Genomic DNA, 14252 nt, shown 5'->3' with positions numbered 1-14252 from the left:
GCAGCGCGCGCAGCAGCACCGGCGCAGACATCGCGGCGGCCCGGCGCCCGCGCCCCGCACGGGACGGTCGCGCACGGCGCCCAAGGGCAAGCAGCGCAGCGTGCGGACGCCCACCGTGCTCCAGATGGAGGCCGTCGAGTGCGGCGCCGCGGCGCTGGCCATGGTGCTGGGACACCACGGGCGGCACGTGCCGCTGGAGGAACTGCGCATCGCCTGCGGCGTCTCCCGGGACGGCTCCCGGGCCAGCAGCCTGCTGAAGGCCGCACGCGGCTACGGGCTGACGGCCAAGGGGATGCAGATGGAGCCCGCGGCGCTGGCCGAGGTGCGGGCACCGGCCATCCTGTTCTGGGAGTTCAACCACTACGTCGTCTTCGACGGGCTCGGCCGCCGCTTCGGCCGCCGTGGCGTGCACATCAACGACCCGGCCCGCGGGCGCAGGTTCGTGCCCATGGAGGAGTTCGACTCCGCCTTCACCGGCGTGGTGCTGACCTTCACGCCGGCCGAGGACTTCCGCCGGGGCGGCCGCAGGCCGGGCGTCACCGCCGCGCTGCCCGCACGGCTGCGCGGCACCTCGGGCACGATGCTCGCGGCGCTGGTGGCCAGCTTCCTGCTGGTCGTCGTCGGCGCCTCGGTGCCCGCGCTCAGCCGCACCTACATCGACAGCTTCGTCTTCGGCGGGCAGGACTCGCTGCTGAAGGTGCTGTTCACCGCCATGGGCGCCGCCGTCCTGCTGACCGGCGTCCTGACCGCGATCCAGCAGGGCAACCTGCTGCGTGCCCGGCTGATCTCCTCCACGCTCAGCAGCGCCCGGTTCCTGCGGCACCTGCTGCGGCTGCCGGTGACCTTCTTCGCGCAGCGCAACCCGGCCGACCTCGTCCAGCGCCTGCAGTCCAACGACACCGTCGCCGAGACGCTGGCCCGGGACCTGGCGGCGGCGGGGGTGGACGCGGTGGTCGTGGTGGGCTACGCGGCGCTGCTGTGGACCTACGACCCGCAACTGACCCTCGTCGGCGTGGGTGTGGCGCTGCTGAACGTGGTGGCGATGCGGGTGGTGGTGCGGATGCGGGCCACCGGGACGCAGAAGCTGCGTGCCGAACGGGCCAAGCTGACCAACATCTCCTACAGCGGTCTGCAGCTCATCGAGACGATGAAGGCGACCGGCGGGGAGGACGGCTACTTCCGCCGCTGGGCGGGCCGGCACGCCGGCACGCTCGACGTGCAGCAGCGGCTGGGGGTGCCGAGCGCCGCGCTGGCCGTGACCGCGCCCACCCTGGCCACCCTCAACAGCGCCCTGATCCTGCTGATCGGCGGGACGCGGGCGGTGGAGGGAGCCATCACGGCGGGGCTGCTGGTCGCGTTCCAGGCGCTGGTCACCAGCTTCACCGCGCCGCTGACGCGGCTGAACTCGGTGGCGGGCCGCATCCAGGACTTCGCCGCTGACGTCGCCCGGCTCAAGGACGTGGAGACCTTCCCCGCCGACCCGCTCTACACCCGGCGCGAGCCGCCCGCCAGCACCCGGCGGCTGGCCGGGCACGTGACGCTGGAGAACGTCACCTTCGGCTACAACCCGCTGGACAAGCCGCTGCTGAGCGGGCTGTCGCTGGCCGTGGGGCCCGGTCGGCAGCTCGCGCTGGTCGGCGGTTCGGGCAGCGGCAAGTCCACCGTCTCCCGCCTGATCGCCGGCCTGTACACGCCGTGGGAGGGCGCCATCCGGATCGACGGGCGGCGGCTGGAGGACCTGCCGCGCGGGGCGCTGGCCGCCTCCGTCTCCTTCGTCGACCAGGACGTGTTCCTCTTCGAGGGCACCGTGCGGGACAACGTGGCGCTGTGGGACCCCTCGATCACCGACGACGCGGTGGCGGAGGCGCTGCGGGACGCCGCGCTGCACGAGGACGTGGCGCGCCGCCCCGGCGGCCTGCACAGCCGGGTCGAGCAGGACGGCCGCAACTTCTCCGGCGGCCAGCGGCAGCGGCTGGAGATCGCCCGCGCCTTGGTGCGGCGGCCCAGCATCCTGGTGCTGGACGAGGTGACCAGCGCGCTGGACGCCGAGACCGAGGCCGTCATCATCGACAACCTGCGGCGGCGCGGCTGCGCCTGCGTGCTGATCGCGCACCGGCTGAGCACCGTGCGGGACAGCGACGAGATCGTGGTACTGGACCGGGGCACCGCGGTGGAGCGGGGACGGCACGAGCAACTGCTGGCCGCGCGGGGGCCGTACGCGCGACTGGTCGAGGAGCACTGAGGCATCCGGTGACATACGCCCATCCGACCGGGGACACGCCGCAGCATCCCGCGGTGGACCCGGCCGTCGACCCCGCGGTGCACGGCGGGACGCACCCCGCGGCGCCCGGCACCGGGACCGCGACGGTGCCCGACGCCGTGACCGACGTGGTGGTCGCGCACTTCGGGCAGCTCGGCGAGGCCGTGGCGCACACGCCCGCCGGCGGTGCCGCGCTGGAGGGGCCGCACGTGCTGTGGCTGGTGGCCGGCGGCGCCATGGACGTGTTCGCGGTGGACGCCGCGGGGCAGGGCCACTGGCACTTCCTGGGACGGCTGGAGGCGGGCACTCTGCTGCTCGGCCCCGTCCAGGGCCCGCGGCACACGTTGGTGGGACGCCCGGTGCGCGGCGCCGTGCTGCGCCGGATACCGCTGCTGGAGCTGTTCCCGCAGTATCAGGAGGGGTACGGCGTCGGCGGATACACCGGCTACGACACCGGCACGTACCCGACGTACGGCACCGCCGGTGCGGCGGTGTACGGCGACCAGGGCGGGCTCGGCCCGCTGGAGGACGCCTTCGTGCGGGGTGTCGGACGCGGGCTGCGGGCGCTGTTCGAGGCGCCGCTGGACGGCCGTCCCGGACAGGAGCGGCACGGAGCCGGGCAGGACCCGGCGACCGACGACGACATCCTGTGGATGCCGGTGGCACCGGGCAGCGTGCGGTACGGCACCGCGGGCGAGCTGCTGGTCGACGGGGCGACCTGGCAGCTCATGGTCGACCAGCTCGCCCGGCTGCTGTCCACCCTGGACCGCTGGATAGACCAGCTGGAGCGCGCCCACGAGGACCGCACGGCCGCCGGGATGGAGGCGGGCGAGACGGTACGCGCCGAGGCCGACGAGGCGCTGCTCGCCTCGATCGACACCTCCGTACGGAACGGTCCCGGCGGCGCGGGAGAGCGCACCGAGGACAGCACGCTCGCGGTGTGCCGGGCGGTCGCCGAGGCGGCCGGAGTCACCCTGCGGCCGCCTCCCGAAGGGCTCTCCCGGGACGACCGCATGGACCCCGTGGAGCGGCTGGCGCTCACCTCGGGGCTGCGTACCCGCCCGGTGAAGCTGTCCGGCGAATGGTGGAAGGAGAACGCCGGCCCGCTGGTGGGCCACCGTGCCGCGAGCGGTGCGCCGGTGGCGCTGCTGTGGCGGCGCGGCCGGTACGAGGCCGTGCAGCCCGGCAGCGGCAGCCGGTGGCGGATCGGCCCGTCGAACGCCGGTACCTTCGCATCGCGCGCGGTGATGTTCTACCGGCCGCTGCCCGAACAGCCGCTGCCCGCCCGGCGGCTGCTGCGGTTCGCGCTGCACGGCGCCCGCGGCGACCTGCTCACGCTGGTGCTGAGCGGGCTCGTCGCGGTCGGTCTCGGTGCGCTGGTGCCGGTGGCCACCGGGCAGGTGCTCGGCGCGTACGTACCGGCCGCGGAGAAGGGCCTCATCGTGCAGGCCGCCCTCGGGCTCGTGGGCACGGCGGTGGTGGCGGCGGCGTTCATGCTGCTGCAGAACACCGCGCTGCTGCGGCTGGAGGGCCGGATCGAGGCGAGTCTGCAACCGGCGGTGTGGGACCGGCTGCTGCGGCTGCCCACGCGGTTCTTCGCCGAGCGCTCCACCGGGGAGCTGGCCAGCGCCGCCATGGGGGTGAGCGCCATCAGGCGGGTGCTGTCGGGCATCAGCTCGACCGTCGTGCAGTCCGGCACCCTGGCCGCGGTCAACCTGGTGCTGCTGCTGGCCTACAGCGTGCCGCTCGCCCTCGCGGCGCTCGGTGTGCTGACGGTCGTCGCGGTGGTGTTCGCCGCGACCGGGCTGTGGCAGCTGCGCTGGCAGCGCCGGCTGGTCAAGCTCAACAACAAGCTGAACAACCAGGCGTTCCAGACGCTGCGGGGGCTGCCGAAGCTGCGGGTGGCGGCGGCGGAGTCGTTCGCGTACGCGGCCTGGGCCACGGAGTTCGCCCGCAGCCGGGAGCTGCAGCGGCGGGCCGGGCGCATCCGCAATGTGAGCACGGTCGTCAACGCGGTCTATCTGCCGCTGGCGATGCTGCTGCTGTTCGTGCTGCTGGCGGGTCCGGCCCGGGGCACGCTGTCCCCCAGCGGGTTCCTCACCTTCACCACCGCCATGACGCTGCTGCTGACCTCCGTCACGCAGTTGACCAACGCGCTCATCTCGTGTGCCGCCGTACTGCCGATGTACGAGCAGCTCAAGCCGGTGCTGCGGGAGCTGCCCGAGGTGCGCGGCGGCAGCGTGCAGCCGGGCACGCTCTCGGGCGCGCTGGAGGTGCGGGACGTGGCGTTCCGCTACTCCGAGGACGGGCCGCCGGTCCTGGACGGCGTCTCCTTCCGGGTCGAGCCCGGGGAGTTCGTTGCGATCGTGGGGGCGAGCGGCTGCGGCAAGTCGACGCTGCTGCGGCTGCTGATCGGCTTCGAGAGGCCGGTCTCGGGCGAGGTGCGCTACGACGGGCAGGACCTCTCCTCGCTGGACCAGGCGGCGGTGCGCCGCCAGTGCGGGGTCGTCCTGCAGAACGCGCAGCCGCACGCGGGCTCCATCCTGGAGTGCATCTGCGGTGCCGAGACCTTCCCGCTGGAGGAGGTGTGGGAGGCGGCGCGCAGGGCGGGGGTCGCCGACGACATCAAAGCCATGCCCATGGGGCTGCACACCATGCTCTCCGACGGCGGCGGCACCGTCTCCGGCGGTCAGCGGCAACGCCTGATGATCGCTCAGGCGCTGGTACGCCGCCCGCGCCTGCTCTTCTTCGACGAGGCCACCAGCGCGCTGGACAACGCCACCCAGCGCGTGGTCACCGAGTCCACCCGGGAGCTGCGGGCCACCCGGATCGTCATCGCCCACCGGCTGTCCACGGTGCTGGACGCCGACCGGGTGATCGTCATGTCGGAGGGGCGGGTCGTCCAGCAGGGCGCACCGGCGCAGCTGCTGGCCGACACCGGGGGCCTCTTCCACGAACTGGTGCGCCGCCAGCGGTAGGGGTTGCGGTGAGCGTTGTGGTCAGGTGCGGCCTCGGTTTCCCGCCGGACCTGCGGCGTCCCTTCACGTACGACGCACGGCGACGGGCTCGGGCCGGTGAACGGCCTGCAACTGGTCGCCGTACCGGTAGACGACGAGGGGCGGTTGGCCGTCCTCCCGGACCTTGAGCCGGTAGATGAACGGCGCGGGTCCCGTCACCTGGATGATCTCCCCCGTCCTCCCGGTCTTCCTGTCCTGCGCCGCGTCACCCACGGCCCACATCTCACACACTCCGGAGCCGTGATTCGGTCGGCGCGTGCTTCCGGTGCAGATGTGCGCCAAAGAGCGCTTCGAGGTCAGCCCGCGACTTCGGGTCCCAGGCAGCCCTGCTGATCATCATTCGGAACCATTCACAGTCCTGACAGGGCACCGACTGCTCCTGCTGAGAACCCTCTTGCTCCATGCTTCCCACCTGCTGCGGTAGTTGCTGGCTACTTTCTGTGGTGAGAAGAACACGGAAGGATCTAAGATGGCGCGGGTTGAGCGGAAGTATTCAACGTTGGAAGCGTTCGATTGCCCCTGTCTGAAAGGGCAACTTGCATGTCACGCACGAGGAAGAGTCAGCCTGGGAAACCAAGGTTGAACCACAAGCCAAGCGGCGCGTTCGGTGAAGACGTGCTGCGGTTCCGGGAAGCCCGGCGCATGTCGCAGGAAGCGTTAGGGCACGCGACGGGCTACAGCAAGAGCTATGTGAGCAAGGTCGAATCCGGGTCGCTCATCCCCTCGCAGCGCTTCGCGGAGGGGTGCGACAAGGTGTTCGGCACAGGAGGACTCTTCGCACGACAGCTTCGCCGCATCATCGAAGGCGAGCATCCGTCGTGGTTCGCGCCCTTCATCGACGCAGAGCACGAAGCCGAGGTGATCGAGGACTACTCAACCCTCTTCATCTACGGCCTGCTCCAGACTCCGGAGTACGCGCGGGCAGCGTTGGAGGCAGTCACGCCTGGGGCAGATCCTCGGGAACTGGATGCCAAGGTGGCGGGCCGCATACGGCGCCGCGACGCGATGAACCGAGAGACATCGCCCCGGATCTGGGTTGTGCTGCATGAAGCCTGCTTGCGCGCAAACGTCGGAGGGCCGGACGTAATGGCTGCCCAACTTCGCTTCCTCCGGGACGCAGTCACGCGATACCCGACGCTGACACTGCAAGTCCTGCCGTTCTCCGTGGCGGCTGCGGCAAGAGCAACTCCCTTCACGCTGCTGGGCTTCGAGAGCGGGCAGCTCTCGGTTCATGTGGAAGGGCCGCAAGGTGGGCGCCCGTATGACGACAGGGGAGCGGTGACCATGTCGCGCGGTGTCTATGATCACTTGCGGGCATGTTCTCTCAGCCCGCATGCTTCATTGGACTTCATCGAGACCGTGAGGGAAGCATATGAGCGAGAAGCCCGTATGGATCAAGTCCAGCTACAGCGACGGAGGGGGCGGCAACTGCGTCGAGTGGGCCCCGGCGCTCGCGTCCGGCGACGGGATCGTCCCAGTGCGTGACAGCAAGGACACCGCCCGCGCCCCCCTCGCGTTCTCGCCCGACGCTTGGCGGGCGTTTGTCGAAGGTGTGCAGACCTCCGGGCGCTGACCACCACCGACACCTCGGGAGCAGAATGCCCCGCACCAAGCCAGTCGCCGCGCTCGCGATGGACGAGAGGGCGGCGGAGGCCGTGCTGAAGCCCGCCACACGGCTCCGGTTCGGCGAGGTGGTAAACCTCGCCGAACCGGTGCTGAGCGACTTCACCACTCAGGCGGCCCGCAGGGTCCTCCCCGAGGTGGAGCTCCTCATCACCGGCTGGGGCTGCCCGCCGCTGGACGCCGCCGCGCTCGCCCGCGCCCCGGAACTGCGCGCCATGGTGCACACCGCGGGCAGCGTGCGGGGGCATCTCACCCCCGCGTGCTGGGCCCGCGGCATCGAGGTGTCGACCGCGGCGGCGGCGAACGCGGTCCCCGTCGCCGAGTACACGCTCGCGATGATCCTGCTGGCGAACAAACGGGTGCTGCCCTCAGCCCGCACCTACCGGCAACAGCGGGCCCGCGAGGACTGGCTCTTCCCCGATCCGACGCTCGGCAACTACCGCCGCACCGTGGGCATCCTGAGCGCCTCGCTGATTGGCCGCCGCGTCATCGAACTGCTCCGCGCCCACGACCTGCGGGTCCTCCTGTACGACCCGTACGTCGGCGAGGCCGAGGCGGCGGCGCTGGGAGCGGCGAAGGCCGAACTGGCCGAGGTGTTCGCCGCGTCGGACGTCGTCAGCGTGCACACTCCGCTGCTGCCCGCCACCCGCGGCCTGGTGAGCGCCGAACTGCTCGCACTGCTGCGGGACGGCGGCACCCTGATCAACACCGCGCGCGGCGCTGTCGTCGACCAGGAGGCGCTCACCGCGGAGGTGCGCGGCGGCCGGCTGCGGGCGGTGCTGGACGTCACCGAGCCCGAGGTGCTGCCGCCCGGCCACCCGCTGTGGGAGTGCGAGAACGCGCTGATCACCCCGCATCTGGCCGGTTCGCAGGGCAACGAGCTGGACCGGCTGGCGGAGGCGGCGCTCCAGGAGGTACGGCGCTGGTCAGCGGGCGAGGGCTTCGCGCACGCCGTGCCGCCCGACGGCAAGGAGCTGTTGGCCTGACCGGGCCGGGGACCGTACCCGGAGCGGGTCGCCGACGGCGCCCCGCGGGAGAAATCGGGTTGCCGACGCCGTTCGGGCGGCGGAAGGATGCCCCCTCGTGCTCCCCGATCTCTCCCCGTGGCGGGAGTCCCGCGACTTCCGCATCCTGTGGACCGCGGGCCTGGTCACCACCTTCGGCAGCTTCCTGACGTTCGTCGCGCTGCCCCTCCAGGTCAAGGAGCTGACGGGCTCGGCGACCGCGGTGGGAGCGCTGGGCGCCGTGGAGCTGGTACCGCTGATCGTCTTCGGGCTGTACGGCGGAGCGCTCGCCGACGCGTTCGACCGGCGCACCCTGGTGCTGGGCAGTGAGATCGCGATGGGCGCGGTGGCGCTGGGGCTGCTGCTCAACACCCTGCTCCCGCACCCGATGGTGTGGCCGCTGTATGTCGCGGCGGCGCTCAGCAGCGCGCTGAACGGCATCCAGCGGCCCGCGCTGGACGCGCTCCTGCCGCGGATCGTCGCGCACGAGCAGCTGAGCGCGGCGGCGGCGCTCAACGCGCTGCGCTGGCAGGTGGGCGGGGTGGCGGGCCCGGCGCTGGCCGGGGTGCTGCTCGCGTACGCGGGGCTGGAGACGGCGTACGCGATCGACCTGGCGAGCTATCTGCTGTCCGTGCTGATGGCGCTGCGGCTGGCCGCCTCGCCGCCGGGGCACGACGCGGCGAAGCCGTCACTGCGCGGGATCGCGGAGGGCGCGCGGTACGCGTGGGGCCGCAAGGACCTGCTGGGCACCTACGCGGTGGACGTCGTGGCGATGCTGTTCGCGTTCCCGCTCGCGCTGTTCCCCTTCCTGGCCGACCAGTTGGACGCGGAGTGGGCGCTGGGCCTGATGTACGCGGCGTTGCCGTTCGGCTCGATGCTGGTGAGCGCGACCAGCGGCTGGTCCTCACGGGTGCACCGGCACGGGCGCGCGGTGCTGCTGGCCGCCGCGGGCTGGGGCGCGGCCATGACGGCCGCCGGGCTGGTGCGCAACGTGTGGCTGGTGCTGTTCTTCCTCGTGCTGTCCGGCGCCTTCGACATGGTCAGCGGGATCTTCCGCTCGACGATGTGGAACCAGACCGTCCCGGACGCGCTGCGCGGCCGGCTCGCCGGCATCGAACTGCTGTCCTTCTCCGCGGGCCCGCAGCTGGGACAGGTCCGCTCGGGCGGGGTGGCGTCGCTCACCTCCGTCCGCACGTCCGTGTGGTCGGGCGGGCTGGCCTGCGTCGCGGGCGTGGCGCTGCTGGCCGCCGCCCTGCCGCAGCTGCTGGCCTACGACGCGCGCACCAGCGGGTACGCGCGGGCCGTACGGGAGGCCCGGGCCTCCCGTACGGCCGGGAGCCCCCAGGAGGACGGGGACCGCCCGGAGCCCCCGGAGGACGCAGCTGCCGGGGGCGGACCGGCCGGGCAGCGCCCGGTGGACGGAGCGCCCGGGGCGCGGGCCTGATCCGGTGGGGGTGCCGCCCCCCGCGGATCAGCCTCCGGCTCGCCCTCGGACCGACCCTCGTGCTCGTCCGCGGGTCAGCTTTCGTCCTCGTCCCGGCCGCGGGCGCCGTCGTGCCAGCGCGGGTCGTTCTCCCACTCGGAGGTGCGCTCCCGGGCCGTCTCCAGGGCGTGGGCCGCCTCCTCACGGCTGGCGTACGGGCCCATCCGGCTCTTGCCGGGCGACTGCGGCCCCTCCTCGACGGTGCCGGTCTCGACGTTGAAGAACCACTCTCCGGGCTTGCCGACCGTCTTGCGCTTGAACAGAGCCATGACCTCATCGTCCCGCACCCGCGCGCCGGACGCAGCACTGCGGGGCCGGGAGCGCGCAGGCGGGCGCGGCAGCAGGGCGCCCGCCCGGACCGCGGTGGCGGCCCGGAGCGGGGTGGACGGCCCGGATTAGACTCGCGGACATGTCTGGCCAGTCACTCCTCGTTCCCGGCACGGTCTCTCCGCCCCGGGCCGTACCCGCCTCGATCCCGCGCCCCGAGTACGTCGGCAAGCCCGCACCCACGCCCTACGACGGGCCCGAGGTGCAGGACGCCGCGACGGTGGAGAAGATGCGCCACGCGGGGCGCATCGCCGCCCGCGCCATGGAAGAGGCGGCCAAGCACATCGCCCCCGGCGTCACCACCGACAAACTGGACGAGGTGGCGCACCAGTACATGATCGACCACGGGGCCTACCCCTCCACGCTGGGCTACCGGAAGTTCCCCAAGTCGCTGTGCACCTCGCTGAACGAGGTGATCTGCCACGGCATCCCCGACTCCACGGTGCTGCGCGACGGCGACATCGTGAACCTGGACGTGACGGCGTTCGTCGGCGGGGTGCACGGCGACAACAACGCCACCTACCTGTGCGGCGACGTGGACGAGGAGTCCCGGCTGCTGGTGGAGCGCACCCGCGAGGCGCTGCACCGGGCGATCAAGGCGGTCAAGCCGGGGCGCCAGCTCAACATCGTGGGCCGCGTCATCGAGTCGTACGCGAAGCGCTTCGGATACGGCGTGGTCCGCGACTTCACCGGGCACGGGATCAACACCTCCTTCCACTCCGGGCTGATCGTGCCGCACTACGACGACCCGCGGGCCACCACGGTGATGCGGCCCGGGATGACCTTCACCATCGAGCCGATGCTGACGCTGGGCACCCACGAGTGGGACATGTGGGAGGACGGCTGGACGGTCGTCACCAAGGACCGCAAGCGCACGGCGCAGTTCGAGCACACCCTGGTGGTGACGGAGACGGGCGTGGAGATCCTGACGCTTCCGTAGCGGACGAACGGGGCAGGGGTTTTCCGACAGGGTGTCGGCAACTGCTTGACTTAGGTAAACCTAAGCAGCAGGATCGCACCGTGTCGGAGCCCCGCACGCCCGCTGCCGTCCACCCTTGGAGTCAGCCTTGCCGTCCACCGCATCCCCCTCCCAGGACACCCCGACGGACTTCTCCGCACTCCTCCGCGCCGCCTCCCACGCGCAGCACTCCGAGGTCAGGACCTCCTCCTTCATGAGCGAGCTGCTCGGCGGCGAGCTCGGCGTCGGGGCCTGGAGGCGCTACACCGAGCAGCTCTGGTTCCTCTACGCCGCGCTGGAGGAACCCGCCCGCACCCTGGCCGAGGACCCGGTCGCCGGCCCCTTCGTGCGCGGCGAGCTGCTGCGGCTGCCCGCGCTGGAGCGGGACCTGACCCATCTGCACGGCGGCTCGGACCGCTGGCGCCGGGAGACCGCCCCGCTGCCGGCCACCACCGCGTACGCGGCCCGCGTCACCGAGGTCGCCCGCACCTGGCCCGCCGGGTACGTCGCCCACCACTACACCCGCTACCTCGGCGACCTCTCCGGCGGCCAGATCGTCCGCGACACCGCGGAGAAGACCTGGGGTTTCGCCCGCAAGGGCGACGGCGTCCGGTTCTACGTCTTCGACGCCATCGGCAACCCCGCCGCCTTCAAACGCGAATACCGCGCCCTGCTGGACGCCCTGCCCTGCGACGACGCGGAGAAGCGCCGCGTCGTGGACGAGTGCCGGCACGCCTACGCGCTCAACGCCGCCGTCTTCGAGGAGCTGGGCGAGCGCTTCCCGAACGCCGCGTAGCACTCCGCGGCCCCGTCCGGCCGCCGCCGGACACCGGGCCCGACCGGTCCCGAGGTCTGCACCGCACCGCGCTCACTTCGCGGTGCAGACCTCCTCCTTCCGCTCGCCGCGGACGAACGCCTTCGCGAAGCGGAGGGTGTTGCGGCGGGTGGCCTCCGCGCCCTTCTCCCCCTCGGTGAAGGAGAACCGGAAGGAGAGCGAGTCGGCCCAGTCGGCACCGCACGGCGCGGACAGGTGGATGCGGCGGTCCCCCTGCACGGCCCAGTGCGTGCCGGGGACACGCACGTTCTTCGCGTGCTCCAGGGACTTCAGGGAGACCCGCCGGTCGGCGGCGGTGAGCGGCTTGTCCAGCTCGGTGACCGTGACGTCCACGACGGAGGGACCGTCGACGACGTTCATCCCGCAGGAGGTCGCGGTCCCGTCGAGCGGCCGCAGGGACCGGTGCAGCTCCTCCCCGTCGGGCAGCAGCGGCTCCACCGCCTCGGACGGCATCCGGACCCCGCAGAACTTCTCCGGCACCGCGTACTCCCGGCCGCCGGAGCAGCCGGCGAGCAGAAGCGCGAGCAGCGCGAGGAGTGCCGGAGCCCGCCGGCCGCGTGGGGCTCTCACGGCTTGCCGCGGTGTTCGGAGGAGTTGATGCGGCCGTGATCGGCTGCCCCGCTGATCTTGTTCCATGCTCCGTGATCCTCCGAGTAGCCGTCGCGGCCCTGCGCCCAGTCGGAGTTGACGCTGTACCACTCGTTCTTGAGACCGGTGAGCCGGGACTCCTGGCGCAGCGAGACCTGCTTGTTGTCGTCGATGGCCTCGCTCTCGATCCGGGCGTTCTCGTCCTGGACGAGGAGCTTGCTGAGACCGAACGCCGCGTTCGCCACATGGCCACTGCCATAGGGCAGGAACGAAGTGGCGGTGGCGGTGGCCAGATAGCCGCCCGTGCCCTTGGGACCCCAGCCCGCGGCCTTGAGGTCCTCGGCCTTCTGGTCGCCGATCGCCTTGTAGCGGGCATCCTCCAGGAAGCCCACCGTGCGGCCCGAACGGTCGAGGCTGTCCCCGGGGCTCTCCTTCTCCGTGTGGATGTCGTCGACCATCGCAGCGTTCATGGACTCGTTGAGCACCTGGTAGGTGTCCGGGTCGCGGGAGATCTGCTTGCTGACCTCCAGCAGGTCGTCCCGGTCGAGCACCTGCTCCTCCGGTGATCCACCCATCGTCATATGGGTGTCCGTTCCGTGGTTGCCCAGCAGCTTGGCCATGTCGTCGCGGAGTTCGGCGGGCATCTCGTCCTTCTGACCGGCCAGCCGCTCCAGCGCGTTGTCGAGCACGTTGTCGTGCTCCCGGGTGTGCTCGACGTAGGTGGCCGTCGGGTCGTCCGGGTTCATGCCGCTGCCTGCCGCGAACAGGGCGTCGCCCAGGGCCTCCCGGGAGGGGAGTTCGACCCCGTCGTCGGGTCCCATGCTGTCGGGCTGGTCCTCGTCGAACCACGTCCGGCCGCCCTGGTCCTTGCCCTTGAGGAAGTAGTCGGCCTTCTCCGGGTCGTCGAACACCTCGGTGGCGGCGTCGGGGTTGTGGCTGAGCGCCTTCAGCCAGCCCGTCATCGGGTCGGCACCGGTGGACTTGTCGCCCGGGTCCAGGTCGGTGCCCATGCCGACGAGCCCCCAGGCGGAGGGCGCGTCCGGCTTGCTCTTCTCGAACTCGTACATCTCGTCGCCGTACCGGTCGAGGAAGCCCTGGTCGAACTTGCCCTTGCCCATCAGGCTGCTCATGATCTGGAAACCGTAGGGCTTGGCCATGATGCCCTCGTGGCCGAACTGCTTGGTGCCCGCGTTGATCACCTCGGTCTCCCAGGCGCGCATCCCGGGGGTGTCCTGGCGGGTGGCGTTGCCCAGGGTCATGCTCAGGTTGCCCTGGATGTGGTCGAGCAGCGTGGCCCGCTCCCCCTCGGGGGTGTCGCCGTGGCCGGGGTCGACCAGGTCCCGCCAGAACTGCAGGGTTCCCTCGCCGCCCATCTCGGTCGCGAAGTGCGTGGTGAAGGCCGGGTTGTCCCGCTGGTTCTCCAGTGCGGTGTTGAAGCGCTCCAGCTCGTCGTCGGGCAGCTCCCAGACCTTGACGTCGCCGCCCTTGAGCTTCTTCGCCCAGTAGTCGGCCGCGGCCTTGCCCTGGCGCGCGTCGGCGTTCTTGACGCTGTCGGCGCCCGTGCCGGAGAAGTCGTACTTGCGGTTGGCTATGTGCCGCAGTTCCTCGGAGACGATGCGGTCGGTCTCGCCCGCGTCCCACAGCACCCGGTCGATCCGCTTCTCAGCGGCGCGGATCTGGTCGTCGGTGGGCGGGTCGATCTCCGCGTCGCCGGCAACCGCGGGCGGGGGCACCGAGGCGACACCGAGGCCCTTGTCGTTGATGTAGATGTTGTCCTCGGCGACGTCGTCGACGATCTTCTCCAGATCGCTCTGGTGGTCGGTGAAGGCGCTGTGGGCCGTCTTCAGCAGCCCGTGCACGTCCTCCGCCTCCCTGCGCAGCTCGCGGAACTGCACGGCGGTCTTGTGGGCGAACTCGCCCGTCGCCGTGGCGTTCTGCCCCTTCCAGTCCGCGCCGAGCACGGCCGCCAGGAAGTCCTGTGCCGTGGTGTCGGGTGTGCCCTTGGCCGCCGGCCCCTTCCCGCTGCCGTCGTGCAGGTCGCGCAGTTTCTGGACCAGCGCCTTCCAGTCGGTGACCGCGGTGTGCAGCTTCCCCAACTTCAGATCGCGCAGTTGCGCGAAGCCCATCTTCTCCGTCTCGGCCACAGTGCCGTCCCCC

Annotated in this window: 11 protein-coding genes and 1 pseudogene; 8 read left to right on the top strand and 4 right to left on the bottom strand. The window is 71.8% G+C overall.

Features of this window, described 5'->3' with window-relative positions; translation table 11 throughout:
• The first annotated feature begins 124 nt into the window (after positions 1-124).
• Positions 125-2242, top strand: coding sequence for an NHLP family bacteriocin export ABC transporter peptidase/permease/ATPase subunit (locus ACFYNS_RS03675; protein ID WP_388600872.1), 2118 nt, complete (start codon positions 125-127; stop codon positions 2240-2242).
• A 125-nt stretch (positions 2243-2367) separates the two neighbouring features.
• Entirely contained in the window at positions 2368-5238 is a 2871-nt protein-coding gene (locus ACFYNS_RS03670) for an NHLP bacteriocin export ABC transporter permease/ATPase subunit (protein WP_388600870.1), read from the top strand.
• A gap of 63 nt (positions 5239-5301) precedes the next feature.
• On the opposite strand, the gene ACFYNS_RS03665 is transcribed toward ACFYNS_RS03670, so the two are convergent.
• The gene (locus tag ACFYNS_RS03665) at positions 5302-5499 is read right to left on the bottom strand and encodes a hypothetical protein (RefSeq protein ID WP_069991326.1); all 198 of its coding nucleotides are present in this window, start codon (positions 5497-5499) and stop codon (positions 5302-5304) included.
• Between the two features lie 357 nt (positions 5500-5856).
• Between ACFYNS_RS03665 and ACFYNS_RS03660 the strand changes: the two genes are divergently transcribed.
• The 4 genes and pseudogenes from ACFYNS_RS03660 to ACFYNS_RS03645 all read left to right on the top strand — a co-directional run bounded on the left by ACFYNS_RS03660 (position 5857) and on the right by ACFYNS_RS03645 (position 9348).
• On the top strand, positions 5857-6762 hold the full coding sequence (locus ACFYNS_RS03660) for a Scr1 family TA system antitoxin-like transcriptional regulator (protein ID WP_388600541.1): 906 nt from the start codon (positions 5857-5859) through the stop codon (positions 6760-6762).
• Positions 6725-6850 (top strand): annotated as a pseudogene (locus ACFYNS_RS03655) (DUF397 domain-containing protein); the annotation flags it as partial. The gene ACFYNS_RS03660 and the pseudogene ACFYNS_RS03655, both read left to right, overlap by 38 nt.
• 25 nt (positions 6851-6875) lie before the next feature.
• Positions 6876-7886 carry a hydroxyacid dehydrogenase gene (locus ACFYNS_RS03650; protein ID WP_388600539.1) on the top strand — a complete coding sequence of 337 codons (1011 nt, stop codon included), beginning with the start codon at positions 6876-6878 and terminating at the stop codon, positions 7884-7886.
• A 97-nt stretch (positions 7887-7983) separates the two neighbouring features.
• Complete coding sequence (locus ACFYNS_RS03645) at positions 7984-9348, top strand: MFS transporter (protein WP_388600536.1); 1365 nt, start codon at positions 7984-7986, stop codon at positions 9346-9348.
• A 74-nt stretch (positions 9349-9422) separates the two neighbouring features.
• Here the strand turns inward: ACFYNS_RS03645 and ACFYNS_RS03640 are convergent, their stop codons facing one another.
• The gene (locus ACFYNS_RS03640) at positions 9423-9656 is read right to left on the bottom strand and encodes a hypothetical protein (protein WP_360299171.1); all 234 of its coding nucleotides are present in this window, start codon (positions 9654-9656) and stop codon (positions 9423-9425) included.
• A 140-nt stretch (positions 9657-9796) separates the two neighbouring features.
• Here ACFYNS_RS03640 and map point away from each other — a divergent pair, with 140 nt between their 5' ends.
• Both map and ACFYNS_RS03630 read left to right on the top strand, forming a co-directional pair.
• Entirely contained in the window at positions 9797-10654 is an 858-nt protein-coding gene (gene map, locus ACFYNS_RS03635) for a type I methionyl aminopeptidase (RefSeq protein WP_360299174.1), read from the top strand.
• A gap of 127 nt (positions 10655-10781) precedes the next feature.
• Entirely contained in the window at positions 10782-11468 is a 687-nt protein-coding gene (locus ACFYNS_RS03630; RefSeq protein WP_388600533.1) for a heme oxygenase (biliverdin-producing), read from the top strand.
• 72 nt (positions 11469-11540) lie between these two features.
• Here ACFYNS_RS03630 and ACFYNS_RS03625 read toward each other — a convergent pair whose 3' ends face one another.
• A complete protein-coding gene (locus tag ACFYNS_RS03625; RefSeq protein WP_388600530.1) occupies positions 11541-12077 on the bottom strand; it encodes a hypothetical protein in 537 nt (178 codons plus the stop codon).
• Positions 12074-14239 carry a hypothetical protein gene (locus ACFYNS_RS03620; RefSeq protein WP_388600528.1) on the bottom strand — a complete coding sequence of 722 codons (2166 nt, stop codon included), beginning with the start codon at positions 14237-14239 and terminating at the stop codon, positions 12074-12076. The genes ACFYNS_RS03625 and ACFYNS_RS03620 overlap by 4 nt, the downstream gene beginning before the upstream one ends.
• Positions 14240-14252: the final 13 nt, after the last annotated feature.

It is taken from the genome of Streptomyces sp. NPDC006925 (assembly GCF_042869575.1).
In the GTDB taxonomy this organism is placed as follows: Bacteria; Actinomycetota; Actinomycetes; order Streptomycetales; family Streptomycetaceae; genus Streptomyces.
Note: the sequence above shows the minus strand (reverse complement) of the source record. Positions and strands in the feature narration are given on the sequence as shown.

Bases quoted from the DNA above. Each gene is read 5' to 3' on its own strand.
- ACFYNS_RS03675 (WP_388600872.1), top strand. From the start codon at position 125: ATGGAGGCCGTCGAGTGCGGCGCCGCGGCGCTGGCCATGGTGCTGGGA.
- ACFYNS_RS03665 (WP_069991326.1), bottom strand. From the start codon at position 5,499: ATGTGGGCCGTGGGTGACGCGGCGCAGGACAGGAAGACCGGGAGGACG.
- ACFYNS_RS03650 (WP_388600539.1), top strand. From the start codon at position 6,876: ATGCCCCGCACCAAGCCAGTCGCCGCGCTCGCGATGGACGAGAGGGCG.
- ACFYNS_RS03640 (WP_360299171.1), bottom strand. From the start codon at position 9,656: ATGGCTCTGTTCAAGCGCAAGACGGTCGGCAAGCCCGGAGAGTGGTTC.
- map (WP_360299174.1), top strand. From the start codon at position 9,797: ATGTCTGGCCAGTCACTCCTCGTTCCCGGCACGGTCTCTCCGCCCCGG.